Source organism: Lacipirellula sp. (assembly GCF_965279485.1).
Classification (GTDB): Bacteria; Planctomycetota; Planctomycetia; order Pirellulales; family Lacipirellulaceae; genus Lacipirellula.
This window is the reverse complement of sequence record NZ_CBDIIC010000002.1, coordinates 552,870-579,160: the sequence shown is the minus strand read 5'-3', so window position 1 is coordinate 579,160 and position 26,291 is coordinate 552,870. Positions and strand designations below refer to the sequence as shown.

Genomic DNA, 26,291 nt, shown 5'->3' with positions numbered 1-26,291 from the left:
CTTGGCAACAATTTTTTGGATAATTTCGAAGTGAGTTGTTCCAGTTGTCAAATTGCATAGAGTCGCGAATGTTTTAAGCGAACTCCTTAATGTCGTGGAACTCGCGGGACTTGGCTGGCGGTAGTCGCAAGTCGACGCCAATAGACCAATAGAAATATGGCATTATTCATATGCCCGTACCACTTTTCGAAAGGCGTGCCGTCGTGGAGCGTTTGGGGTCGACTCAAGGGTTGCATGCGTCGTGGCCACGCATTCAACGAGCCATCGTTCGTAAACATTAACTAATAAGACCTGTTCGTCGCCGAATCGAGTAGATGGTGGAATGATGGGAGGCCGAAACGGCGTCGCCGATTGCGAATAGCCTATGCTTACTGCCATTACTCTTCCGTTGTGGGAGGGCATTCACGAATCGGGATTTCTATTCGTGGATCGAGAAGCCAATCGAGCAAAGAGTCTATTGGCTTTACGGTGACTGCGGCTCAGCTGATTCTCTAAGCGTTCGTGGCCTGTGTCGAAGGGATTTTGTACCGCCAACATCTCCACGTATTTCTCGCGTGGCAAGATAAAATTCGGGAAATTTTGGTGGATATTGTGGAAATAAAAGGTTCCAATGTGCCTGTTGCCCAGGTAATTGAAGGTTTGGAGGTTCTCAATGGCAGGCGGAGGAGGGAATCCTGAGGAAGCTGTTAGGGGCGAACTAGGGCGTCACTTTGAGGGAACCCCGATCTTCTGGATCGTGACTATTGCCGGTTTAATTTCAACCCCACTAAGCTTGCTCTCACAGTACGGGTTTCACTGGATTGCGATCTTTTTGTTTTTCGCCACCTCTTTCTGGTGGTACTCGGAGGTCTGGAAGCCAAAAAGGCGACTTCCAGGGCAGTTAGAGCGTCATGCTAACTCGCTCCGAAAGAGGCTTCTGTTTGCGATCCTGCCGGTATGCAGCTTTGTTGCTTTCTTAGTCCTCGTTTGGTGGAGAGTGTCCGGCTTAGAGCTCTTTCGGCAGGAGTACGATCAAGATCAAGTTGAGCTTTTAGAGCATGGAACCGTTACGAAGTACTTTGGGGAGGGCGTAGCCGAACGCACTACGCCAGCTGAAAGGTCCCGCCATGACCGCGACGATTGGATTCGCCTTCTAGAAAAAGGTGCTCAAAGTGTTGATGCTGGCGCGGACATGCTTTTCATTCGAGCAAAGCGCTTCGATAAGAATTTTCAAACGTTCACGATTGAAGTCCATTGCGCAGGTAACAGCGTTGCTGCAACCCTCCACGGCGTCGGGTTCTTGGTTCATGACCCGCCCGGCGGCGGCGACAACCGAATTTATAGAGAGATCCCCTGCAGGCCTGATCCGGATGGCCAATCGCGGCTTTATCGAGTTGATATACAGAGGCCGAATTCCGGTGAAGAGGTCTGGCTGTTCCTCTCAGTGAAACCAGTAGGCAAAGCCGCCAATTTCGATGCACTCAACCTTCAACTCACGGTGTACAGGTGATTAACACGAACATACGAATTGTTTGCGCGATGATGTCTTTGGGCATTTGCCAGGCTGCCGCGCAGCAGGGTCTTGCAGCTCCAGTCACCATCCGTGGCGTTGTCGCGGATTTGACGGGGATCGCGCACGAAGACTCTCAAATTACGATCACACTCCGAATCGTTGATTCCGGTAGGGAGCTGTCCCCGAAGGATCGAACGCTGATAGCCATTGCCGATAAGAGCGGCAATTTCACATTTCAACTCACCGAAGGACAAATTCCTGATACGGACGCTAGAGTGGCGCTCAGTGCTTCCGGCTTCGCCTTTGTTAATGGGATACGAACCCCTGTACAGACAGATCAGGAGTTGTTCGGACTAGCCGGGCAGAGAGGAACCTCCGAGGGCGGGGCGATTCCGAGTGATGACGCTCGTGAGACTCAATCTGTCGTGCTTGTGGTACCTAAAGCAGAGCAGACGTGTCGAGCGTATCAATGCCGTTGTTCTCGCTATAGATTGCGAAGATGTCGATGACTTAAATTGCAGGCTGATCCGACGACGTTAATTGCTGAGGTTCAGCTGGCCGCCTCGCTGGGGTGGGAGACCAAGGCGATGCGGTGGACATTCCACGCTGAATGAAGGCGATTCTCAGCGAACGTGGCGATACGAAGTCGCTTCAGGCAATAGGCCCTCAGACTGGACACGTATTAACTCCTCGTGACTTATTATCCATTCTCCAATCTCGCCTCGTCCACGATCTTGCTTCATTGCCATTATTCTGCCATGCCGGCACCATTCTCTTACGGCAAATTGTTCCTTACTTACGATCGGGGACACTTCGTCAGTTGTATACCATTCTTTCGCAGGCTTCAGTGTGATAGCTCACGACTTTCAGACAGCGGCGGGGGCCGCATAATGGTCTCTGAAGGAGTTCCGAGAGATGGAATCGAACGAGCAGGAGTCAGGCCGACGGCGCAGGCGTTCGTATGACGAGTCGTTCAAGCGCGACGCGGTGCGGTTGGTGTCGGAAGAGAAGTACTCATTCAAGGCGGACGCGGCGGCGGTGAACGTCTGCGAGCAGTCTGCGAGCCTGGCATGCCAAGTTCGCCCCGGCCCTAACGCCCTGTGGCGAGCACGCCACCGTCGAAGAGCTGCGCGACGAAGTGGCCCGGCTACGAAAACAGCTTATGCGGGCGGAGCTGGAGCGTGAAATCCTAAAAAAAGCCACGGCCCCGTATTGCTAGAGACAATGGCACGAAGGAGTCGCTGTGAAGTGCGCCTGGATCACGCGGCATCGCGATTTGTATCCGATTGTACTGTTTTTCGAGCTGCTGGCCGTCTCGAAGGCCGTTAGGCCCACGAAGCCCCAGAGCGATCCGACGAAACAGGCGGCGCCCAACGTGCTCGACCACGACTTTACCGCCGAGAAGCCGAACCAGAAGTGGGTGACGGACATTAGCTAACTGCCGACGTTCGCGGGCTGGGTCTACCTGGCGGTCGTCGTCGACCTGTTCAGCCGCAAGGGAGTGGGCTGGTCGATGAGCGACTCGCTCGCGACGCCGCTGGTGGCTTCGGCCCTCAGACGGTCGATCGAGTCGCGGCGTCCGGTCGGCCAAGAACTCCTGCATCACAGCGACCGGGGCTGCCAGTATACCAGCGACGCCTATCAGCAGACGTTGAGGCGGCTGGGCGTCGAGTGCTCGATGAGTCGAACGAGCGAGTGCTACTACAACGCGGTCGCCGAGCGGTTCTTCTGGTCGCTCAAGCATGAGTGGACCAAGCACGAGTCGTTAGCCGACTTGGAGTCGCGGTCAAGTCCAGCCTTGTAGTTGCGGTCTGAAGAGACGATATCATCGTCAATCTTTCCACAGTTATCGCAGATTGACGATTTCGGATGCCCCCTCCCCCGATCCGACGAACACTAGATTAACCGCCGCAAAGCTCGGGCTGGCCTCAAAAACCGCATCTCCATGCAATCAGCCCAGATCCACGCGAATTCTTGGCCTGCTCGATGTTGTTGGCCCGTGACTAGTGGCATTTTCGCCAAGAAACAAGTAATTCCTTGCTACCGCGAACGAACGTGGTAACCTTTTAGGATTTCACACTGGTGCGTGAATGTCTGGTGGTGCGCCGCTCATCGGGATTGATCTGTTTGCTGGTGCGGGCGGAATGAGTCTAGGAGCAGGCCTGGCGGGAGTGAATGTCGAGTTCGCAGTCGAACGCGATGCCTTCGCCGCGAAGACATACGCTCACAATCATCCTAAGACCGTGCTGCACCAAGGGGACGTACGCAACGTCAATCGGAATCTGCTGGAGCGATGGCTTGTTCATCGTGATAGCATCGTTTTGTTCGGTGGCCCTCCGTGTCAGGGATTCTCATGGTCGAATCTAAAGACCAGGTCGACAGCGAATATCGACAATTGGTTGTTTACCGAATTCGTAAGGGTCACGCGCCTACTTATGCCAGCATGGGTTGTTTTCGAGAACGTGCAAGGAATTGTTAATACCGCGGAGGGGGCATTCGTCGAGGAATTGACAGCCGACCTACGTGGACTGGGATACGAAACTCAGGCCGAACGACTGAATGCAAGTCAGTATGGTGTACCGCAGCATCGTACTCGGTATTTTCTAGTCGCTTCCAGAGATGGAAAACGCTTCGCCTTTCCGACAGCGGCTGCCTCCGCTGCCCGTACGGTCAACGACGCGATTCGTGACCTTCCGAGGCTATCAAACGGCCACAGTACATGTTTCTCGAAATACGGCCGCTCCAAACCTTCTAGCTATGGCAGTAGGCTCCGCCAGAAACGCCAAGGTTGCTGCAATCACCTTGTGACGAACAATGCGCCACTCGTAATTGAAAGATACCGTCACGTCCCTCAGGGCGGCAACTGGGAGGATATTCCCAGCCGATTAATGAGAAATTATGCTGATCGCAAGCGTTGCCATACCGGAATCTATCACAGGCTCCGAGCCGATCTGCCGTCAATTGTTATAGGCAACTACAGAAAGAATATGCTGATCCACCCAGTTGAAGATCGTGGGCTATCAGTTCGCGAGGCGGCTCGTATTCAATCATTTCCTGATCGCTATCAATTTTTCGGATCGATTGGTTTTCAGCAACAGCAAGTGGGGAATGCCGTGCCGCCGCTTCTTGCGAAAGAAGTATTTAGGTCCCTGAAATCTCATCATGGCCTCAATGAGTAGTATGGACAATCTTAGTCTTGAAGATGCGCTGAGCGCCCGTGCAAGAAAAGACTCAGATGCAGATGATCTGTTTGTGCGCTATCAATCGATGAAGGCGTATCTGGCAAAGGATTTCTATCCGTGGGTGCAAGCCGAGTGTCCTTACTTTACTGATCACGGAATTCTTCACGTCGAATCTGTTTTGCAGACGGTCGCCAGTTTGGTTTCACCGCATCTGCGAGCGAACAAGGCCAGTGAGCTCACCAGTTTGGACATCTTCCTTCTTATGACCAGCGTGCTGTGGCATGACGTTGGGAATGTGTACGGGCGATCTGGTCATGCGGAGAAAGTTGCGGCAATGACACAGGAGGTCAGGCGGCTGGGATTTCCAAATCCAGATATCCAACGGTTGGTGGCTGAAATTGCGCTTGCCCATTCTGGTGAAGATGGGCTAACCAAGCCTCGCTTGACAGAAGATGTATCGACGGCGAATAAGCAATACACCGTTGACACACGGTCGCTTGCAGCAATTGTAAGATTCGCTGACGAAATTTCGGAGAATCAAGCACGCATTAGTCAATCGTTGTTGCCTTCCGTCCCCAAGGAAAACCGCATTTATTGGGAATATGCGGGTTGCGTAACGGCGTCGATCGCTGTCGTGAACAGGCATTTGGTTCGCGTTAGCGTTACTGTCCCTCACGACGCTGCAACAGTGCGACATGTTATTGCTGAGGGTTCAGCGGATTCGTGCCAACGTTCGTTCGCCAATTCCACGGGCAAATTTGACATTTCGTTGATCGAATACATCATTTGCAGACTTGAAAAAATGAACAACGAGCGCGCGTATTGCGCCCCTCGTTTCGCTCGCTACGCAGACATCAGGCAAATTGAACTGTCTCTAACTCTGACCAAAGACAACGCCCGTGTGACTAACTACAGCGATGTTGTCGTGCTAGGCGACGGAGGACTTCACCAGCAAGACTACCCGCATATTGCGCTCTTCAGAGGGTTCTTCGAGGAGTACGAGCGTTGGAAACCAGACGAAATTGAGAAGGCATTGGCGCCATGATTATCACCGTAGAAACTGTAGATGTTCCGCAGCTCGCGACAAATCCCTTCGTCGTTGAGACGCCTGAGAAACTGTCGCCTCAAGAGATAGTAGCGCTCTTCATTGAAAAACACACGCCCATCGAAACCCTCAAGCAGCGAAAGCATACGTTCATCTGGGGTTCTCGTGGTTCCGGCAAGAGCATGATGGCCCGATACCTTGAGCCTCGTTGCCAGCATCTCTTGGTTGGTGGGTTGGAAGCGTTCTTTCAATCCGCCAATCCCTATCTCGCCATATACTGCCCGTGCAAAGAAGGTCATTTAAACCGGAGTGAATTGCAGCTACTTGATAGGTCATCGGCGCTCACGATAAGCGAGCACGCGATCAACCTTCTTGTCGCTGATCGTAGCGTTGCATGCCTGAGAAGTCAGTTTCCGCCGGGATTCTTCGAAGCAAACCGTTTAGTTAACTTCGCGCGAAGAGTGGTCGGCTTGTTCGACCGCGCTTCAATCGCTGCATCATTGGAGATCGCAGATGCCACCATCAAGGTCGATGACGGCCCATTAGAGTGGCTCCAGGCGATTCTCGACGCTGAGAACAGATCCATTGCTAGGTATTTGCAATCACTTGCTTTGCATCGAGTTCCTGCGGCGTACACCGGAGCAACTAGCGGATATCACGATTTCCTTCTGCCTTTCTTCAGGCTTGTGAAATCTCTTCCGAAACTCGAGTCTGCGAGTTCCTACATACTGCTGGATGATGCAGATCGCTTGACAACGGATCAACAAAGCGTCGTCAACGAGTGGATGGCTAATCGAGACCACGCAGTGGTATGTCTAAAGGTATCCTCGCGACGCGATCACTATCGCACCATGACAACGCGTTCAGGATCCACGCTTGAGCAGCCACATGACTATTCGGAAATTGATGTTGACGAACTTTATACGCGGTCTAAGTCTGAGTTTTGGGAAAAAGTGCGCTTGATCTCGGACAAGAGATTGGAACTGGCGAAGCTATCGACCCGGGATATTCGCGAGTTTCTGCCAGCGGATGCAGGCGAGACTGCGTTATTGGAAAGGATGAGAGAAGAAGCTGCTACGGAATGGGAAGAGGTCGGTCAGCCGGGGCGGAAGAACGATTTTGTTCACCGCTACGCAGTTCCTCGACTATTTCAGCACCTTCGGACGACTAAGAAGAGAAAGAGCTACGCAGGCTTCGACACGCTGGTAGATTTGTCTTCGGGAGTTGTGCGGGATTTCCTTGAGCCTTGCTATCTAATGTTCGATGCAGTGGTTTCCACAGGGATATCTCCGGTCGATATAACAAGCATTCCTCCGAAGATTCAGGATGACGTTATTTACAGATATTCAGAAGAGTTCCTGCTTGGCAAGTTCGAGAGTTTGCGACAAGAATTACCTCCCGAGAAGTGGGGGACACTCGATCGACTTCGTACGCTTGTTGAATCTTTGGGACGGCTATTCTTCAAGCGACTGCACGATCCTGATGCTCGCGAGCCGCGTGTGTTTTCATTCACAGTTCGTGGTGTTCTTTCGCCCGAGGCTAGAGAGGTGCTGGCACTCGGGGAACAGCAGCGGTACTTCCAGCACCGAACTTACAGTTCAAAGGAAGGCGGAGGTCGAGACGATTGGTACATATTAAATCGACGGCTTTGCCCCGTGTATAAGCTAGACCCAAGCGGCTTTGAAGGACGCGTCCAACTAGCGGCCGAGATGGTCGACCTCGCGTGCCAGGATACCGACCGCTTTGTCCGCACTAGGCTCAAAGTCCACGAGAAGGATCAAACGGCTCTGCTACCATTCGAAGACGAAAATGAATCCGATGAAGTTGCCAATTGAAAATCTTAGACGGCAGGGCGGCATAGACGCCGTGAACCCGAGTGAACCGGATGATCTATTCATCACATGCGCGAGCTTTGAAGAGCGTAGCCACTTCGTATCGGACAACCTGAGCCGCTCCTATCAGGCTCGGCATGCAATTGCATACGTGAACCGCGAATTCATTGTTGGCAGTGACGGCGCTGCCACACGAAGCCACCTCTATGCGATGCTTGCTGCACTAGCGCGACACTCACCTTCAGTGCGGGCGGTTGAAGGCAGTTGGCTCAATGACATGGACCAGATTAACTCACTCAGGGAAGCCCTGGGGTTTTCGTGCGAGGAGCAACCGACAAAATCACGGATTACGGTCGATTGCACGACATTTAATCGCGAGTCATTGATATCTCTCCTTTTGTTGATACGCACTGAATGGCCGACGTGTATAGTGCGCGTGGTCTATGCATCTCCCGAACGGCACGGGGAATGGCTCAGCAAAGGCTTCCGGTCCATTAGAAATATTATGGGACTCGGCGGAACTCAACTTCCTGGCCGAAACACGGTGGTCGCCATCCTCTCGGGATTCGAACAGCATCGCACCCTACGCATTATTGAAGAGCATGAACCAGTGAGGGTTCTGCTCGGGATGGGCTCGCCTCCTACCTCACCTGAGTTTCTGGACCGCAATGCGGGCGAGCATGCCCTAGTTCTTTCACGTCAAGATGTCGACCGGTTCGAGTTTGCTGCAGGAGACATAGGCAAATGTCGAGACGATATTGAACGAGCGATTACGCCTTACATCAACAAATACAATATCGTACTAGCACCACTCAGCACTAAGCTTTCAACCATCGCCGCGTTACTTGTCGCAGAGCGGTATCCGCAAATTCAGATGACCTACTGCTTACCCGGCGAATATAACGTTGAAGACTACACTCATGGAGTTAAGTCAGTGTTCCTTGAGAACTTACCAGCTCCTGGAAGTAAGCCATTCGTTGCATAGGAGTGCAGGCTATGAGTGAGGTGCAAGATAAACCAGATCAGACGCCAGGTGATAGCGATTGGCGAACGGAGCGCTTTCGAGTTCTTAATGATGGTTTCATTCGTGTTGTCGACTTTATGGGGTCCGATGACGCTGTAGTTCAGGCGGCTAGAATCTCCTACGGCGCCGGCACGAAGCAAGTACACGAAGATCGTGGTCTAATTCGCTACCTAATGCGCCATCGCCACACAACTCCGTTCGAGATGTGTGAAATCAAACTTCACGTGCGAACACCGATGGATTGCTGGCGGCAATGGATCAGGCATCGCACAGCTAATGTTAACGAGTACTCGACTCGTTACTCGGAGGCGATTGATGCTGTGCAACAGACACGGCCTACCGAATGGCGGGCCCAATCGCAGGCAAATCGGCAAGGTAGTGGCGATTTCCTAAGCGTGAGTGAGGGGGAGCAATTAACGCGTCGAGAGGAAGAATTCCAGCGGCTTGCTAGAGATGTTTATGAAGAAAGATTGGTGGCTGGCGTTGCTCGAGAGCAAGCCCGGAAAGATCTTCCAATAGCCACATACACCGAAGCTTACTGGAAAGTTGATTTACATAACCTCCTTCACTTTCTTGCACTGCGGATGGACTCGCATGCGCAGTACGAGATTCGTAGCTACGCCAATATTATTGGAAATCGGATCGTCTCAAAATGGTGTCCTCTAGTTTGGGAAGCATTCGTCGACTACCGGCTAGAGTCAGTAACGATTTCGCGACTCGAACGAGAAGTGTTGCGATTCGTAGCTGCGGGCGATAGTGGCGAAGCGATTGCGGTGGCTGAGTCTTTTGGCTGGTTGGAACGGGACGGCAAAGGGCTAAGAAGAAATCGTGAGCGCGCCGAGTGCGAAGATAAACTAGTGGATCTGGGGCTTGCTGCGCCCTGGTGAGTCATTCAAGAAATGTATACCCTCAATGAAATTTCTTGGGGTTTTTGCAGCACATGTACGCACTCATTTCTGAACCTCATGCGTGCGACTTCATGCCGAGTTACCTCGGCCTAACAATCACATGCAATCTTCAGACTCTTATGGGCTAAAAGTAACTCCTTTCGGACAGCCGCCGCGGTATCTAAAGTGATGTAACTACAATCGCTACACTATCGGATATGTCTGTAGCCCGCAGGCGACATCAGCAATCCCTCTGTCTGAATGCGCATCAACTCATCGCGACTTATAATCCACTCTTTCGCTTTTCCACGGCCACATGCTCGCTTCGCCGCGTTGATACGTTTGTGACGGCACCACTCTCGCACAGTGAATGGCGCCTTATGAACAATCAACGCAACCTCTTCTGTTGTGTACCACTCTTTGACGGCCTGCTGTCGAAGGAGTTGGCCGAGCGCCGATTCAATCCGGACGAGGTGGGCAAGAAATTCAGCGTCCAATGGTCGCATCGTGGGTTCTTGAGAATTGCTGCTCATCATTCCTCGCTCTGGTAAGAAATGTGGTCATAGCCGACTCTGGCAGATGGCGACAACGCCCTGACTTAGAGGCTCACTCAATTCGATAGTTGGCTAGCGTCAAGTATTCCTTCAGCTGCGGGACGATCGGATCCGGCGCTCAAAAGTTGGCATTCCGTTCGCACTCCGCCATCCTCGCTTATCGTAATTGCAACAATTTGCTGATTACCGAGACTTCCAAGTTGCCGCAGAGCGTCTTCCCAGGCCTTCACAATTTTAATTTGCTCGCGCGCTTCGACGACTGCGGCGCGCGCCTTCTCGTAGGATTTGCGGGTGATACGCATTTTGACTCTCCTTAATGAAGTCCAAGGGGGAGCAATTCTGTCGTCGGACGTTGTCGGTTCCGCACACCGCGGGCACTGGGACAACTTTAGGTCACTGAACCACTTTGCATTGCACACATCGCAAACGAAGTACTGGGGCATCTGGCGCATTGCCTCACACAAAATCGATTCTTCTGGTGTTGTATCTCGCACTGCATCGTTGCTTCTTGACTGTCCTCTTAGTACAGCATTAGCATTCGAGTACGATTGGCAAGCGCGACGATTGATGGGTATGTAGGGAGAGGAGATTCACACCTGATGCACCACGGTGCAGACGGCAAGGTGTATGATTCAATCGATCTTCAACGGTCTCAAACTCTTATTGCGTCCGCAGAATGTTTACAATAAAAATTTCTCATTGCATAAACTCCTAATTCTCCATCAGTTGGGGCGTTTACATGACCGGAAAGAGCGAGACCGTCAGCTTTCGACTCGACCACGACATGGTAAAACAGCTTTCACGCTGTGCCGATTTGCTCGGCGTTAGCCGAGGGGAGTATGCCAAGAGATTGGTGATCGAAGGATTGACGAATAGTTTTGCCGAAACAGCGAAGAGTTTATTGTTGGCCATACGGCATGATCTGAGCCTGCTTCGCGAAGAGCACCTGACTTCAACAAACGCTTTGCTCGTCACAGCAGGCAAGATGACCCCAGACAAAGCGGTCGAATTCATTGACCGTGTGATGCTCAAGAAATCTGAACCTGACGCGTAAAGGTCCGCGGATATGCTCTCGATCGGGGCGATGAAAGCCGGACAGAGCGACTACTACACGAATCTCGCCAGAGAAGATTACTACCTAACAGGAGGAGAGCCGGAAGGACGCTGGGATGGCAGCGGCGCGAAGGCGCTCGGGCTGTCCGGCATTGTTACGAAAAACGAACTTTCTCGCCTGTTTGAAGGTTTTTCGTCTGAGGGAATTCCGCTCGTTCAAAATGCCGGGAAGAGTAATCGGCAAAGCGGTTGGGATTTGACGTTTAGCGCTCCCAAGTCGGTTAGCTTTCTCTGGAGCCAACTTGATCAGCGGCGGCAGGAAGAGATTCAGATCGCCCACCAAAAAGCTGTCGCAGCGGCGATCAACTACCTCGAACGTCATCGGGCCTTCTCGCGAATCGGCAAAGCGGGAGCAGAACGCATTCCCGCCAATCTCGTCGTTGCACTCTTTGAACATAGCTGTTCGCGAGCCTTCGACATGCAGCTTCATACGCATGCTTTGGTGCTGAACCTAGGAATCGATGACAACGGCGTAGCCCGTTCAATTCTCTCTAGTCCCATCTACCAGTCCAAAATGCTCGTGGGAGCTTTTTATCGGTGTGAGCTTGCCAGTCAGATCCGGGAACGGCTCGGCCTCGACCTGGAGCGCCCCAGATCTCGTTACGGAAAAGTTGCTTGGTTTGAAGTCACGGGGATCAGCGCAAAGATTCTTGCTCACTTCTCCAAACGACGTGAGGCAATCCTCAAGGAACTCAATGAACGCGGCCTGGAATCCGCCAGCGCCGCCGCCTTCGCCGCTTTAGGAACGCGCGAACCAAAAACCATCGTGCCGCCGAGAAGTGAGCTGCACGCCCGCTGGAAAGCAGAGGGACGAGAACTCGGATTTGAACCGGAACAACTCGCCACTCAAACGCAGAAGCTTTCGTTACCGGAAGTGGATAAACGGTTTCAAGCAGTCTTGGCTGAAGCAGTCGCAATTGTCACCGACAACAAAAGCTCCTTTACGCAGAGCGACCTCATCAGGACCACTTTGGAAATCGCTCAAGAGCATTGCCTGCCTGCTGAGTATGTTGCGGGAAGAGTTGCTGAGAACCTTGTCTTGTCGCCTGATCGGTTCGTCTCCCTTGGGGCTCGCGATGGGCAAGCCGTTTGGACGACGCGTGAAGTGCTTCAGCTTGAGGGCGAATTCTGTCAGAACGTGCAGCAGTTGCGGGAGCGCCGTTTTCGCGGAGTCTCCAATTCCATGATCGAAAGCGTGCTAGGGCGACCGCGCGGGGAGGGTAAAGAACAATTCCTCCTAGATGTTGAACAGCAAGAAGCAGTGCGCTACATCGCCCAAGGCAAGGAAAGCGTCAAATGCATCTCGGGCTTCGCCGGAACGGGCAAAACTCAAATGCTCGCAGCCGCCAAAGAAGCCTTGGAGAGTGAAGGCTATCGAGTGATCGGCGCGGCACTTGCCGGAGTCGCCGCACGTGCGCTTCAAGAAAACGCCGGAATTGAATCCTCCACCATTCGAGCCAGAGAATACCAACTTTATCCCGATGCCAGTACCGTTTGGAAACACCACGCGTCCCAATTGTGGCGAGCGGCGAAAGGACAGGAAACGTGGGCCTTTCCCAAACTCACCATTGATCACAAGACGGTGCTGATTGTCGATGAAGCCGGAATGGTTGGCGTTCGTGATTTTCAACTGCTTGCCAGGGCGGTCGTCGAACAAGGAGGAAGCCTTCTCGCCGTCGGCGACCATCGCCAATTAGCGGCCATCGAGCGCCCTGGCGCGTTCGAGTTTCTGGTGAACGAACTAGAGGGAGCGTCGCTAACTAAGATTCGCCGCCAACGCGATATCGCGGATCAACACGCCGTTACCGATATTGTGGCCGGTGATCCCGAAGCCGCTTTGCGCCATTACGCCAAAAAGGGACAGTTCTTCGTTGGACCCGACAAGAGTCAGGTCGAAGAAGCATTGGTTTCTGACTGGCGACGACACGGCGGCGCCATTGAGCCGTCTGAGCATCGCATCTTTGCCGCGACCCGGGCGGAGGTGCAACGACTGAACCAACTCTGTCAGTGGGAGAGGGTCCAGGCTGGGGCCCTTGATGCTTCCGAACGAGTCTCCTATCGAGAACAGTTGTTCATGGTTGGCGATCAGGTCAGATTCGACGCGTCCGCCCGCGCGCTGGGAATTCGTAAGGGGGAGCAAGGCACGATATTAGCCGTCAAGGAAGGATTTACTGGAAAGTACGTTTCCGTTGCGCTAGATGCAGATGAGGCATCGCTGCGGGAACGCTTTTTGGATGGGGTGAAGCATCATGCCAAGCAGATGCTCAACGCGGCAATCGGCGAGAGAACGGAACGTCTCTCGCGACGACAGGGAATCGTCGTTGTTCCGCTGGAGTGTTTGAATCCTCAACTCGCCCCGTATCGGGGGTTATCACTCGACTATGCGATGACGACCCATTTGGGGCAGGGGCAAACAGTCGCCAACAGCTATGTCCTGCTCGGCGGCGGCATGACAAACCGGGAGCTCTCCTATGTTCAGGCGAGCCGCCACCAAGCGAACCTCTATCTTTACGCCACTGCGGAGCAAGCTGGCGCTCCACTCACTGAACTCGCCGCAAAACATCGCCCCCCTGCCCTTCTATCAAGCCAGCGTGCCGCTGATGCTCCAGCCCGCTCGCCACTGGTCGAGCAGATGAAGTGTTCCGCGTCGGAATCGCTTGCGTCGAACTATCTCCGAAAACTGCAAACCCACGAACAGGAGACCACTCATGTCGTCGAGCCCTAGGACACTCACTGAAGATGAAATCTCGCTTCGCGTCGCTGCTCCAGTTTTCTTCGAAGAACTGATCGGCGCCCATACAGCGTCTTTGGTTGAGAAAGGGGATCCCGAAGCGTTCACCTCCTGGAAAGAAATCCGACAGCAGTCGGATCGTGAATTCGCCAGCCTTTCAGCGGAAGAGCTTCTGCAAGTGAACGAACAACGGCAGGCCCAGCCGTTTGAAAGGCAAAGCATCGAATTTGCTGCGGCGCTTACTCGATTCGCCGCTGAGGCCGACATTCCTCTGGACCAGCACAACATATCACCTCATCAGGCGGTCGCGTGCTATTCCAAGATCATACGTAACGAGTGGGAGCAAGACCTCGCCGCTAGCGAAGAGGGGATGCCTCGGGAAGACTTACGTTTCGTTGCCGCCCGAGAAATTGAGCAGTCTAAAGCGGAGTATCTTGAACTAACGGAACCCGCCAAGCAAAAGTTTGGGGAGATGTCCCAAGCCGCCCGTAACGAATTCTTGGACGATCAGCGTCAAGTCGGCCAGGCAGCTCTTCAAGCCCAGCGTCAATCGCTTCAGCAATCTCCGGCCCGCGATATTGATCCTCCCGAGCACGACGATTGAAGGGCGTGATTTATCGTCGCTTGCAGGCTTCGCCTAATTGGGCGAAGCGACGATAAATCACCTCTCTCAGCGGTTAATCCATAACGGAGATGGGTGCTGAAAGAATTTAATCATGGAGGATAAAAATGAAAATACCTGCAATTGAAATTTGTGCGACTGACCCTATAAAATACTTTTCGTATTTCAAAGTCGAGAGACCTGCTGACGCTGGTCCGAACTGGGTCCACCCGTTGGACCGTTTATTCGTGAAGGATCCGATTCGGCACAACGTCCGACAGACCTTACGACTTTCGATCCCCGTCATGCAGGCTGACGATCGGGCGGCGGCGGCCGAGGTGATGGCGGCCATGCTGCTGATGTATAAGTTTACGGACAATCATTTGCGGATGATCGATTACGTGCACACCGTCCGTTTGTACGACGAGATTTACAAGTACGTTTTGCGAACGGAGAAGGCAGTCGGTTCCAACGAACAAAATTGACGCGCAGGCGGCCGTCAAGACAACGCCAAGGACTGGATTCATGTTGCGTCCCTTTCGGTGGCTTGAGGCAAGAATTGCCGACTATCAGAACGGACTCTATGAGCTGCTTCCCCATCTTGTTCGGGAAATGCTCATATGCACAGTTCTCGTTATCTTAGCCTTCATTTTTGGCGGACCGATCATCGGCGCCTTATCGCTCTGCCTGCCGCTGTACACAGCTGTTCTTTTCACGCTCAACTACTTCAACCACGAAAGACTCAGTCGCCGCAAGGGACACCGTCTCCAGCGGGATGACAGAGTGAGACGCAAAGCTCACGAACTGTGCGAGAGGAGTTGTCCGGGAGATCCGGGAATTCTATGGGGTAAGGTTCGTATTCCGACTAAAGACAGCGAGAAAAACTTTCTGATCGTCGGGAATATCGGCAGTGGCAAGACGCTTGCGATTCGCACGTTGATGAAGGATCAACTGCCATTGGTCAACCCCGCCACAGGTCGCAGGGCGCTGATCTATGATTCCAAGCAAGACTGTCTCCAAAGTCTTGCCGGCATGGGACTGCGATGTCCGATGCATGTCTTCAACCCGTTTGACGAACGGGGAGTCGCGTGGGATATGGCGCAAGACATTGACAGTATTCCCATCGCGAACACGTTTGCGGAGTACATCATTCCTAGCTCTCCCCATGCCACTCAAAAATACTTCGAGGAGGCTCCGCAAGCGCTTCTAGCGGCAGTGCTGCAGGTCTTTCTCAAAATGTCGCCGGGAAGATGGACCTTTCGGCAGTTGCTGCTAGTGATGCAATCAATTGAACGGATAGAGCAGATCGCCGCAAAGGATCACGACGCGCACGAAACGGTTCAAGCCATCCTCTCGCAAATTGGCTCACGCGGTAGAGGGAATTTGCTCTCAACGATTGTGGCCAAAACACGTCAATACAAGACGATCGCCGCCTGCTGGGAATCGGCTAGAGGAAGAATCTCTGTGAAGCAGTGGCTCAGGGAATCTTCCATCCTCGTGCTTGGCAACTACGAACCGGCGAAGGCAGAGATCAATCGCTTGGCGAGCATGTTTATCGACCGGTTGTCGAAGGAGGTTTTGTCGCTGCCCGAGAATAGCGGCAGGCAAACGTGGCTCTTCTTCGACGAGTTAACGGAGGCGGGGGAACTACGTGGCCTTGATAGTCTTGTCTTTCGTGGCAGAAGCAAAGGATGCGTTTCGGTTCTAGGATTTCAGGATATCGGTGCGCTCTATGAGGCCTACGGACGTGAGCGAGGGGATGCGTTCATTTCGCAGTGCGGCAATCGTCTCTACTTACATCTGAAGAGCCCCGAAACGGCAGAGTGGGCGAGCAGGTCCATTGGAAAGCGAGAATCGTTTCTGGAAGACCAACACGGCAGACTCAACACCGAGGACGTCGTCCCCCCCGAGCATTTTTATAGACTTCCTGAGACCAATCCCCACACCGTCGGGATGCACGGCGTTTACGTGAACGGCTCGCTAGGCTGCTGGACGGCTCACTACGCGCCGCCGGAACTCTGGCCACTGCTGCCGACTGAGAACAGGCAAGTCGAAAGTTTCCGCCTAGTGCCGCAATCGCGGTACGAGCTGCAGCCTTGGTCAGAGAACGACGCGCGGCAATTCGGCATCCTCTTTCCGAGCAGTCCGGCAAATAGTGACGGCCCGAAAGGACCGCACTTTGAGGAGGAGGGGCCATTAAGCGGGATGCGGCGATTCACGCTATAGATCGGCGCAAAGGCAAGCATGGCCCGGCCTCGATCACTTCCTCATCCCCTAGCTAACGTTGGTATGACAGCTTAGTGATGAAACGATACTGCAGGAAATCTATTCCGCCCAATCGATTGGAAACCGCTCTCGGGAGACAATGAATGTCACAGCCACAAGCAACTGCAGCGATTGAAGTTCAAATGGGTAGTTGGATTAACGTCATTCAACTGTGCTTCGGGCCTTATTTCTGGAAGTACTACGCAACAGTTGACGGCATCGAGCACCAAGTATCGTTCAAGACGCCGACTGCGATTCCGGTCACGCCGGGATTTCATATGGTTGAGTTCTATGTGCGGGGATTACTCGAAAAGCGGCGGCGAAACTGCACGCAGCAAATTGGAATCAATGTGTCGCATGGGATGGTCCAGGAAGTACGCTATCGTATCGTCTACTTTCCATTTGGGATGATTCTGAACGAATTCCGCATGGGCTATGTGAAACTCTACAACACAAAGCCAATGGGCATGTACGGCTACGCCTACGGATCGATGCCCCAGCAGCCCCACTATCAGCATTTTTCTCAAGGGGGACAGCAGAATGGGCACTATGCGCCGCCTCAGTATCCCCCGCATGTCGCCTCGCAGTTCACGGATCCATTCACCGATCAAGGACACGGCCAACAAACGGCGACATCCTACGCGGCGGCAAGCGCGAAGACCAAGTACTGCACACAATGCGGTTCCGAACTCGTCGCCGGCAACCGCTTCTGCGGGGGATGCGGCCAGCAAACCAACGCTTAGTCTTGAACGTGACTGCAGGGGAGAAAATGGCAGACGCCAAGTCACGGCTGGAAACACTCATCTTTCGATGCGAAAGCTGCAACGGAAAGCTGTCGGCTAAGCTTTCGTCCGTCGGTAAGACGTTCACTTGTCCAAAGTGCCAAGCCAGGGTGACGGTACATGCACTGACGTTTTCACAGAAGGCGGGAAGCGGAGTTTCCCAAGAAGCCATCAATGAGTTTGTGTTTGCCGTAAAGCTCATTGCTTGTAACCCCGTTTTCGTGTTGTCGGATGAGTGCGACAACTCTCAATTGATGAATCGCTATTGGGTGATTCAAGGAGATCAGGCATCCTATCCTGGCGAAGTGCTGACCTTGCTCACGGGATTTGCAGGCGAGTGCGAACGCAATCTGCAACTCCATCGGGCAAACGGCAGACCGCTCCCGTACGTCGACTGGGAAGGCGTTTGCGTGGCTAGAAGCTTTGCCAGGCTCTATCGAGCGATGAAAGGCTGTGACGAATGCTTCGCTACGCCATTTCATGTCCCCGATGAGTCGTGGTTCGATGAGAACAGAAGCGAGGAAGATATTCTCAAGGTAGTTGTGCCGCTCATCGAGAATCTCGGGCCCGCTTCGAAAGCTTTTACGAAACGCTTTCAAAATTCAGAAAGCTTCAATCGCCGTGCTCTCGAAGTAGCCTTTCGAGACGCGGCGATCGACCCTGGACGAAGACCAGCTCCACCAGTGAAGCCGCCTTCCATCGAAGAGCCCGTAGAGAAACCGACGGCTGCAGCGCCTTCCGCTAGTTGCTCGCGATGTCATGCCACGCTGCAGCCGCATCATCTTTTTTGCGGCGCCTGCGGTGCGCCCAAGATTCGTCAGTGTCACTCCTGCAACAGGCCTGCAGAAGCTAGTGACCGCTTTTGTCCCGGATGCGGAACTTCGCTGGCGAAGTAGGGGAGTCGTTGATCGTTGCGTTCACGCAGACCAAGCTGGCGCTCATTGCCGCCCCTCTGGACTCCCCGGCTAGCCCCTTCTACTGTGAAGGGAAATGCTATCCACGCCATACCTTTCGCCCATTCAAGGCTTGAATTGGACGGTTGTTGCCACCGGGAGCATAGGCCTCAATTTTCTCTAACTGCTCCTGTGACACTTCAATTGGAGTGTCGAACAAGAAGAACGGAATGCCTTCCGTGCACGGAGGCGTCGTCAGTGACCCCATATAGTAAAAGTAACTAGAACCTTGCGGATATAGCGACTTGGGATTGATGGTTTTTTTCGCAACTTTCTCAGCGAAATGCGCAGGTCTATATCTCACCTTGTCGTTCACAATTAGTTCGATTAGCTTTCCCAGCTCAGCATTCTCTTTTCCAACGTTGACGTGAACTCCGAGGACTAGCTTCTTGGATTTTTTTTGCGTTACTGTGTGGGTGTGAACTACATGAATTTCCATCGCAGAATACTTCCCGTCGAACGTGTGCTCTGACGGCGTATGCAGATGGAAATTACTAAAGAAGTATTGATTGCCCTCGTGTTCAACGTATCCCCCGGCGGTTGGCGAAGGTGACTCGACTTCGAGGTGTGACGATGTGAACACGAAATCAGAGAGCGCTACCGCTCTGTAGTGTTTGAAGCTGGGCAGCGGAGGAGCATTCTCAACTGTGACGGCAGAATCAATCGCGATCGGTGACTGTCGACGGCCGTTTGCTTTGCTGCCTTTAAGGAGGTGCCACAGTTGCGGAGGAAGGTTGTGCCCGTAATCCCAGCTGTGATTTTGCATCGCAGTTATCCTTTGCTTGGAATGACAATCAGCGCGATTGCTGCAGGAAGAAGAGAGAGCGGGCCTCAATTTAGCACAATCCGAGCAATTTTTTCACTGAAGCTGCGAAAAATCGAACGCGAGAGACGGCCTCTGACGCGAGATCCGAGGCAATTCCGACTCTTTATACTATCGCAAAGCAGGCCGCGAAATCGCCTTCTAGATGCTTGTCACCTAGAGAAGGGTGATTTCTTCTGCCTCGCCGCACGTGGTGAGGAAGAGGGGTTTCTTCGTCGTCCGCTCGGTACTTGCAGGGAGTTTCAGCCCGCGGACAGCCTTCTAGTAGCTTCATCGATTGGAAAGCCACTTTCACCCTAAGAGGGTTATCTTCTCGACCTCGCCTCGCGTAATCTCTTGCTGCCGGCGATCGTAAAGGCGGGTGGTTCGCGGATCGGCATGACCCGCCATGCGTTGAGCTTCGAGCAAATCTCCGCCGTTCTCTAGATAGTTAGTGATGCCAGCGCCGCGGAAGCTGTGATTGCTGATGGCAATGTTGACGCCAGCCTTTCTGGCACGGCGCTTCACCATTCTCCAAGCATCAATGCGACTCATCCGTCTATCGGTCAGTACGGCCGAGCGACCGCGGGTGGTGAGGAACAGAGGCTTATTCTTCGCCTTCTTGGTTTTGGTGCGATCCCGCTCATCGGTGATCGTCTCGAAAGGGAAGGCATCGACACCGCCGACCGCAGCAATGTATTCATCAAGATACTTTTCCAGCTTGTGCTGCACCGGCATGGTGATCACTTTGTCATTCTTTTCGCTCAGCCGCACCTTCCAATGCTTGCCCTCGGGATAGTAATCGGTGACGTTCATGCCCACTGCCGCGTCGACCCGGCCGAAGGTGGCAGCCATCACACTGATGAGTGCTCGGTCACGGAGGCCAACTACCGAACGGATATCGATCGCGGCAAGAAGTTCCTTCATTTCATCAGTATCAAGAATTGGCGTCAGACCCTCGCGAACCACATGTTTCGGGCCCCGGACGGCGTGAGCAGGGTTATTCGGCACGACCTGGCCGACGACGAGCCAATCAAACAGCATTCGCAGCGCCGCTAGGTGCTGCTTGACCGTCGGCTTCGATTTGTCCTTGAGCAATTCCTCGATGTAGGTCGAGACGTGGTACGATTCGATCGATTCGACGGCCAGCCGGTGGTTCTCGCACCAACTGAAGAATTGACACGCGGCCCGGAAGTACGCTTCGCGAGTGTTTGGGTTCCGAATCTCGTCGGTGAAGAATGTGGTGAAGCGTTTCTTTGCTTTGGAGCCTATGTCGGCAACGATAAGTGGCACGTCGCCGACATGCGGAGCCGGTTTCCGCACCGCCGCAGGTAGTGCTTCGCTCCGGCCTCCCGAGATCTGGGGACTAATGCCCTGCCCTATTGCGGGTTTAGAACTTGGTTTTAAAGTCGCCGTACTCGCTACCTATCCTCCACCAATTAAGCAACATAAAGGACGTTATGTATCATAATAGTTGGCTGTTTGTCGAGATTTTTTTCGACCTTATTGCAACGAGTCGCGGTTCGCGAGGCTCCAAGCGGTCCGCTTGCTAAAATGCTGGAGGTGTTGTGTGACGGTGTTCGAGAACAGTCAAAATGCTTAACAACGATGACTTCAATGAGGTTCGAGGACTTTCGACGGTGGTCCAGAGTGCCTGAATGGCGACGCCGATTTTTTTCAAAAGGATCGTTGTGGAGTTAGATTGCCTGATTTTTCCACTGCAGCGGCAGCTCGACAAAAAAGCAGTTTACGGGCTTGAGACTCGTCGCCGTGGTATTTTCCAACCAATGATGGTCGGAGACGCTTGCCGCGAGACGGTTTCCATTTGGTAATGTTGCTGGGTGCACCGCTTCAGGCCGGTGAAGGACGTCTGTTTGATGACCCAACCAACAGAGCAGTAACACGGCTTGACATTACTGAGTTGTACGTCATAAGTGGACCACCGACGCGTAAGCATCGTTCAATTATGCTGCGCGTGGTGGTTAAACGACTTCTAGTCTTAGCACATTGGCGCTAGCAAAGATTTCTTACGGTACATGCCATCCAACTTTCCAAGCAAGTCGTGATCTCGTCCACGCCTATTAGCTCCTGCCATCATGACCGATGCCGTTTTGTTGAGCGATCGACAGCAGATTTTGCTTGGCCGCCTCGAAGACCTCGCAACGGCGATTGTTCAACAGCGACTCCCCGCTAACGTCACAGAGATTCTCGGCTTTGGGAGCTTCTTCCGAGGCGATGCTTCGCCTCGGGACGTTGATTTGTTGTTTCGTGTAGCCGACGAACAGACGGAAAAATATCAGCGTTTTATTCACATACTTCGAGCTGTGCGAGAAGACGTTAATTTTCAAGTTCGCCATGACAGACCCGTCGATGCATTTCTAGAAGTTTGCAAGAGCGGTCACGACGTTACCCCCGTTGACGACGACGAGCGAATCTTATTCAGCGAGTGGTTGGCTCCCTACTCGTGGTCGATGTTATTCCCCGCGGCCATTTACGCTGGAGCGAGTTGGTACGATGCAGCCAACTTCACTCGCCGTTTAATGCTCAAACGGTTTCCAAAACTCAACATCGTCAGCTACCTCCGTTTATCTGACGATGCGGAGAACTTTGGGCTGCGAACCGGCTTCGTCGTATCGCTTTGGTCGAATCGCAGTCCCGCCATGCGTCTCAATGTCCTCAAACTCCTGTCGCCAGTGCACACGGTCGAGGCGACGTTGAAGGACCTTCGGCACCTTGATCAGCAAATACACCTTCTGCGGTTGCATATTGCTGAAATTCGTTCGCTCATTGGAGCCCTCAAAACTACGCGGCGCAACACTTCTGCAATCTCCAATTCGCACACCTGGTACAGAAACTGGATGAAGAGGCGGAAAAAGAAAGCCATCCTGCCGAGCGCCTACGACACTCTAATTGCCGCCGACTGGCTACTCCGCGACGACGATTACGTCGACGGGGCGTTCTTCCCGACTGAGGAGATTTCCTATGAGAGCGAGATGCCGTCGATCATCCGAAACGCGGCAACTAAACGTAGGCTGGTAAAGGAACTTTGGAAACAATTGGAGCTAGGAAAAGACGCTGCGCGTTTGTTGATCACGTTGAAGAGCGATGTTAGCGATTCTCCGCTCACGGATTATCAGTATGTGCTGCTGGAACTCCTTAATGGTCGCTCTGAGAAAGTGCTCGAAGAGAAGCGGCAAATTCTTCGTGGATTTGGTATACGCTAGCCGCGTCGTTAAAACGAATTTCTAGCCTCATCGTCACTTGAACTGGAGAATGGCGCTCTCGTCAGGGCCATACTCGCGATAGAGCGGCAGGCGGTGCTTGCCGAGGAGTTCATGAAACTCCATGCTTCTCGCGTCTTGAAGGAATGTCATGAGTCGCTCTGTTTCCCCCTTGATTCCAATACCGATTGGATGCTGCTCTTCGGCTAGATGGCGAGCCTTCACCTCTAAATGTTCAAGCACCCCGTCGCTCCATTTAAAATGCTCCATCGTAAACATTTGAGGGTAAGCATCATCGCGTTCCTCCATTGCATAGTGGTGCCCGTTGAGGACTCTTACCGATGGCTTTCTTAGGATCACTTTGTTGTCCCATCCCTCGGCAATGACCTTCGTCACTGGCGCGCGTAGCGGAAACACATGCTGCAGTTTCTCTGGCCAGGGGGGAATGGGAGGAGTGCTGAAACCTGGGCCGAAGCGATCAACGACGAGGCCCTCAACGCGACGAAATCCCCCCTTCTTGCAGAGATCGACGATCTGTCGGGCTGTTTTGTCGCCGAAACAGACAAACTCATCCAAGTCGGCGTTGAGAATCCAGTCATCCCCGTTGATGAACGAGGCGAGGCAGGACTCCTCGAGATCGATGAGTTGATGGGCGTAAGGTGAGTAGGCTTGGCTCGCGACATGCGCGTGAATGGTTTGCCGAGGCGCCAGGCCAGTGCGTGCGATGTAATCTTCGACGATGGTTTGCAGGACAGAGTCCCCGACAATAAGCAGGTGTATCTCGTCGACCTCCTGTGCAAGGTAATGCTCAAGGAAGTGCGGAAGCAAACCGGAAGTCCGACAGATCACTGAGAAGGCAATGAGCCGTGAGCGAACATTGCTCGAAACTGGATAACTCTTCTCAATCTCACCGACAATAGCAGAACCATCGACCGAACGACTGGGCTGAGGAATCCATGCAGCACCCTGCTCTCTCTCCGGTTTGATGATATACCACGTCGGCCAGTGCGCATCAGGCGTGACGGCTACCTTCACGTCTGCACGAGCCTCAAATTCTGACACCGCACGCGCAACTCCGAAGTCTCCTTCAGGTAATTCTCCGTCAAGAAAGTCATGACCACAAAGAATACCTCCAGGTCGAACTTTGGGCCACCATAGAGACAAATCGCTAACGCTTGATTGGTAGGAGGGATTAGCGTCTAAGTGTACGAAGTCGAGGGATTCGTCATGAAATCGAGAGGCCGCTTCGATAGACAACTCTCGCCACACTCGGAAGCGGCCCATGTGCGGATGAAGTTCTCCCAAGCAGGCACGGTACGCCATCTCGTGATCTTCGTCACTGAGGTTGCAGATATCTCGGTAGTGTGAGAGGTGGCGCCACGCGTCGACGAGATGAAGCTTTCTCCCCTCCCACGTATCGAGCAGCTGGCGCGCAAATTCGCCGCGACCGACGCCCACCTCAACTCCCTCATTCACCAAGCCTAACCGATTGAACAGCGTTGGAAGTTCCAGGCGACTAAAGATACGCAGGTGCGGTGGATAAGCGGCGAGGCGGACCGAATGTTCGATTAGAGTGGCCCGCTCCCCCATTGGAATTCCGGCGAAATGCAGCAGCAAATTATTCCAGCTCCGAAAAGCATGGTAGCCATGAAATCCCGGCTGGGGCGTTAGATGCGGGTAGACATGGCAACGATCGGCCCATAAGGGGTCATCCAGTGATTCAATGATTGCCTGCTGCTCCCACCAGTGGTGGTGTGTAAGATCTTCTCGCGCATAAATCGCATCCAGGAATCGCCTCGACCATGTACAGTTACGTACAAAGAAAACGCCCGCGTTGACGTTATCGTGGTTGCGCTGAATCACCAGATCTTTGTCTTCGTGCTGCAGCAACTGACGAAGGGCGATGCTGGGATCCCACAAGATGGCGTCGACATCAGTCCAAATCACCCAGTCATATTCCGCAAGGATTTCCTTTACCGCAAGGATCTTACTCCAAGAAGCTGGGCGAGAAGAATCCAGTAGGTGATCGAACACTTTGAAATCGTAGCCGTAGCGGTCGCAATACGCTTGCTTGGCGGGATTCACAATCGCGGCGAGTTCGTTGTACTGCTCTCCATGCCAAAGCGTCACCATCGCAAATCGCATGAGCTACTTTTCCTTCAGTGGCGTTAAAGCGATGTCACATAAGACCGCTAAGACGCGACGTGTCGATCTCCTCCCACGTCGCGCCAATGCTTTCCTCAGATCGCAATAATAACATAGCGCCCTCACCGCTCAACAATAAATGCCATCCCACCCACCGATAAGTAGCGGGATTCGCTGGCACCCATATGGTGCGAGATCGATTTTACCCGCGAGGCAAACTGACGAAGGTCTGGTGAGGCTCTCCTGTCGACTAAGTGCTGGGCCGCGTAGATGGCGCTTCCGGCGTGACGAGACCACGCCGGCGATCAACGTCAATCGATGAAGTAGGAGAAATTTTAACTCTATGACTCAATCATGAAGATCGCTGCGGTATCGGCGTATCCAAAGCGTATTTGTTGCGACACCGTGAGCTGCAGGGTTGCCTTTCTCAGCGCACGGCTTCTCCCCATTCTCGACTTACGACACGCAATCAAACTTCTGTATAGTTACGCATGCACGAAGCCCCAGTGAGCAGACGGAGCTGCGTAATCTCTGCGAAATTTGCCTGCTACGATCGATGGTTTGTCCTTGAAGGCGCGATGAAACTCTATAGGCCGTTCTTAGTCGAACTCGGTCCAGGTGAAATTCGCCTCATCACACGCATTAAGCGTCAAGGGCAGCAGCAAGAACTGTGGCACCAGTTCGCGTACGAGCTAGCACCGTACATCGATTGCACGACGAACGATTCCGGACTGACTGCCGTTCTCCTGGAAGCGATGCGGTGTAATGAACCAATTTGGTGCGAGGCGCCGATTTCCTCAACGCTGTTGAGGAACCTGCGATATTACATGCATGCCATGCGGTCGCTGTACCCGTCCCTAAACATTGTGGAGATCCAGGCGGACTCCTTGCCGAGAAACCGCCAAGCGAGCGCCGCTTCGGAGCGAGCGATGGGTTTTTCGTGCGGAGTGGACTCGTTTTGCTCACTGCTCGACTGGCATCACGCATGCAGGCAACCTGAGTTTGCAGTTACCCGCCTATTCTTCGCTGATGCAGGATCTCATGGATCGGGGGACGCTGCAGAATATCTCTTCCAGGAAAGGAAGACCAAAGTCGAGGCAGTCGCGGCGCAGCTTGGCTTACCGGTGACCACTGTTCGCTCGAATGTTCACCTATTTGGAGACTTGCCGTTCGAGCATACGCATGTAGCCCGGACAATCAGCTGCGTGATGCCGCTGCAAGGATTCATCACAACGTACCTAGTTCCTTCGACTAATCGCTATCTAGACCTCTGCCCTGACGGCTCAACGCCGCTCGCCGACCATCTGCTTTCATCAGAATTAGTTGAGGTGGTGCACGACGGCGCCCAGTACTCGCGAATTGAGAAATGTCAACGAATTGCATCGTGGAAGCTGACGTACGACCATCTCAACGTATGCACCATGGAAACGCCAGAGGCTCGGAACTGTTCTGCCTGCAACAAGTGTGCGAGAGCTATGTTGACTTTCGATATGCTGGGGTATCGAGAAGAGTATCGCAGAGCGTTCGACTATTCCAAATTCAAGGAATCAAAACGACAGTTCGTCGAGCGGATGCGGCAGCTTGGAACGGCGTCTCCAAATTTCTATTGGCGCGAGATCGTCGAATTCGCCGCCACACATGGATATCGATTAGATGAATAGT

Annotated in this window: 24 protein-coding genes; 19 read left to right on the top strand and 5 right to left on the bottom strand. The window is 53.2% G+C overall.

The genetic code is table 11. From position 1 onward, the window contains the following. The first annotated feature begins 652 nt into the window (after positions 1-652). The 8 genes from ACQY7R_RS09850 to thyX all read left to right on the top strand — a co-directional run bounded on the left by ACQY7R_RS09850 (position 653) and on the right by thyX (position 9,462). Complete coding sequence (locus tag ACQY7R_RS09850; RefSeq protein ID WP_428305428.1) at positions 653-1,489, top strand: hypothetical protein; 837 nt, start codon at positions 653-655, stop codon at positions 1,487-1,489. A gap of 1,246 nt (positions 1,490-2,735) precedes the next feature. After that, complete coding sequence (locus tag ACQY7R_RS09845) at positions 2,736-2,930, top strand: hypothetical protein (RefSeq protein WP_428305427.1); 195 nt, start codon at positions 2,736-2,738, stop codon at positions 2,928-2,930. Continuing rightward, positions 2,931-3,296, top strand: coding sequence for a transposase (locus ACQY7R_RS09840; RefSeq protein WP_428308888.1), 366 nt, complete (start codon positions 2,931-2,933; stop codon positions 3,294-3,296). A gap of 286 nt (positions 3,297-3,582) precedes the next feature. Beyond that, positions 3,583-4,671, top strand: coding sequence for a DNA cytosine methyltransferase (locus ACQY7R_RS09835; RefSeq protein ID WP_428305426.1), 1,089 nt, complete (start codon positions 3,583-3,585; stop codon positions 4,669-4,671). 1 nt (position 4,672) lies between these two features. Further along, positions 4,673-5,719, top strand: a complete 1,047-nt coding sequence (locus ACQY7R_RS09830) for an HD domain-containing protein (RefSeq protein WP_428305425.1) — start codon at positions 4,673-4,675, stop codon at positions 5,717-5,719. Next, positions 5,716-7,554, top strand: coding sequence for a hypothetical protein (locus ACQY7R_RS09825; protein WP_428305424.1), 1,839 nt, complete (start codon positions 5,716-5,718; stop codon positions 7,552-7,554). Before ACQY7R_RS09830 ends, ACQY7R_RS09825 begins: the two co-directional genes overlap by 4 nt. Continuing rightward, the gene (locus tag ACQY7R_RS09820) at positions 7,538-8,536 is read left to right on the top strand and encodes a hypothetical protein (RefSeq protein WP_428305423.1); all 999 of its coding nucleotides are present in this window, start codon (positions 7,538-7,540) and stop codon (positions 8,534-8,536) included. Before ACQY7R_RS09825 ends, ACQY7R_RS09820 begins: the two co-directional genes overlap by 17 nt. An 11-nt stretch (positions 8,537-8,547) precedes the next feature. After that, positions 8,548-9,462 (top strand): FAD-dependent thymidylate synthase, encoded by a 915-nt coding sequence (gene thyX, locus ACQY7R_RS09815; RefSeq protein WP_428305422.1) that lies wholly within the window; start codon positions 8,548-8,550, stop codon positions 9,460-9,462. A 209-nt stretch (positions 9,463-9,671) separates the two neighbouring features. Here thyX and ACQY7R_RS09810 read toward each other — a convergent pair whose 3' ends face one another. Continuing rightward, complete coding sequence (locus ACQY7R_RS09810; protein ID WP_428308887.1) at positions 9,672-9,827, bottom strand: hypothetical protein; 156 nt, start codon at positions 9,825-9,827, stop codon at positions 9,672-9,674. A 15-nt stretch (positions 9,828-9,842) separates the two neighbouring features. On the opposite strand from ACQY7R_RS09810, the gene ACQY7R_RS09805 reads away from it, so the two are divergent. Continuing rightward, the gene (locus ACQY7R_RS09805) at positions 9,843-10,013 is read left to right on the top strand and encodes a hypothetical protein (protein WP_428308925.1); all 171 of its coding nucleotides are present in this window, start codon (positions 9,843-9,845) and stop codon (positions 10,011-10,013) included. Positions 10,014-10,072: 59 nt separating this feature from the next. Here ACQY7R_RS09805 and ACQY7R_RS09800 read toward each other — a convergent pair whose 3' ends face one another. Further along, positions 10,073-10,318, bottom strand: a complete 246-nt coding sequence (locus ACQY7R_RS09800) for a hypothetical protein (RefSeq protein WP_428305421.1) — start codon at positions 10,316-10,318, stop codon at positions 10,073-10,075. Between the two features lie 437 nt (positions 10,319-10,755). Between ACQY7R_RS09800 and ACQY7R_RS09795 the strand changes: the two genes are divergently transcribed. The 7 genes from ACQY7R_RS09795 (at position 10,756) to ACQY7R_RS09765 (ending at position 18,404) form a co-directional block, all read left to right on the top strand. Then, positions 10,756-11,070 (top strand): hypothetical protein, encoded by a 315-nt coding sequence (locus ACQY7R_RS09795; RefSeq protein WP_428305420.1) that lies wholly within the window; start codon positions 10,756-10,758, stop codon positions 11,068-11,070. 12 nt (positions 11,071-11,082) lie between these two features. Further along, entirely contained in the window at positions 11,083-13,854 is a 2,772-nt protein-coding gene (mobF, locus tag ACQY7R_RS09790) for a MobF family relaxase (RefSeq protein WP_428305419.1), read from the top strand. After that, positions 13,838-14,464, top strand: a complete 627-nt coding sequence (locus ACQY7R_RS09785; RefSeq protein WP_428305418.1) for a hypothetical protein — start codon at positions 13,838-13,840, stop codon at positions 14,462-14,464. The genes mobF and ACQY7R_RS09785 overlap by 17 nt, the downstream gene beginning before the upstream one ends. 230 nt (positions 14,465-14,694) lie before the next feature. Beyond that, on the top strand, positions 14,695-14,946 hold the full coding sequence (locus tag ACQY7R_RS09780) for a hypothetical protein (protein ID WP_428305417.1): 252 nt from the start codon (positions 14,695-14,697) through the stop codon (positions 14,944-14,946). Between the two features lie 40 nt (positions 14,947-14,986). Further along, positions 14,987-16,687 (top strand): type IV secretory system conjugative DNA transfer family protein, encoded by a 1,701-nt coding sequence (locus tag ACQY7R_RS09775; RefSeq protein WP_428305416.1) that lies wholly within the window; start codon positions 14,987-14,989, stop codon positions 16,685-16,687. Positions 16,688-16,830: 143 nt separating this feature from the next. Further along, positions 16,831-17,469 (top strand): zinc ribbon domain-containing protein, encoded by a 639-nt coding sequence (locus ACQY7R_RS09770; protein WP_428305415.1) that lies wholly within the window; start codon positions 16,831-16,833, stop codon positions 17,467-17,469. Positions 17,470-17,495: 26 nt separating this feature from the next. After that, complete coding sequence (locus tag ACQY7R_RS09765; RefSeq protein WP_428305414.1) at positions 17,496-18,404, top strand: zinc ribbon domain-containing protein; 909 nt, start codon at positions 17,496-17,498, stop codon at positions 18,402-18,404. A gap of 97 nt (positions 18,405-18,501) precedes the next feature. On the opposite strand, the gene ACQY7R_RS09760 is transcribed toward ACQY7R_RS09765, so the two are convergent. Then, entirely contained in the window at positions 18,502-19,227 is a 726-nt protein-coding gene (locus tag ACQY7R_RS09760) for a carbonic anhydrase family protein (protein WP_428305413.1), read from the bottom strand. A 348-nt stretch (positions 19,228-19,575) separates the two neighbouring features. Beyond that, entirely contained in the window at positions 19,576-20,556 is a 981-nt protein-coding gene (locus tag ACQY7R_RS09755; protein WP_428305412.1) for a tyrosine-type recombinase/integrase, read from the bottom strand. 365 nt (positions 20,557-20,921) lie between these two features. Here ACQY7R_RS09755 and ACQY7R_RS09750 point away from each other — a divergent pair, with 365 nt between their 5' ends. Both ACQY7R_RS09750 and ACQY7R_RS09745 read left to right on the top strand, forming a co-directional pair. Next, the gene (locus ACQY7R_RS09750; protein WP_428305411.1) at positions 20,922-21,095 is read left to right on the top strand and encodes a hypothetical protein; all 174 of its coding nucleotides are present in this window, start codon (positions 20,922-20,924) and stop codon (positions 21,093-21,095) included. Positions 21,096-21,359: 264 nt separating this feature from the next. Beyond that, positions 21,360-22,487: a hypothetical protein gene (locus ACQY7R_RS09745; RefSeq protein WP_428305410.1), complete on the top strand. Its 1,128-nt coding sequence runs from the start codon at positions 21,360-21,362 to the stop codon at positions 22,485-22,487. 33 nt (positions 22,488-22,520) lie between these two features. On the opposite strand, the gene ACQY7R_RS09740 is transcribed toward ACQY7R_RS09745, so the two are convergent. After that, positions 22,521-24,629: a class I SAM-dependent methyltransferase gene (locus tag ACQY7R_RS09740; RefSeq protein WP_428305409.1), complete on the bottom strand. Its 2,109-nt coding sequence runs from the start codon at positions 24,627-24,629 to the stop codon at positions 22,521-22,523. Between the two features lie 578 nt (positions 24,630-25,207). Here ACQY7R_RS09740 and ACQY7R_RS09735 point away from each other — a divergent pair. Beyond that, entirely contained in the window at positions 25,208-26,290 is a 1,083-nt protein-coding gene (locus ACQY7R_RS09735) for a hypothetical protein (protein WP_428305408.1), read from the top strand. The last annotated feature ends 1 nt before the right edge of the window (position 26,291 follow it).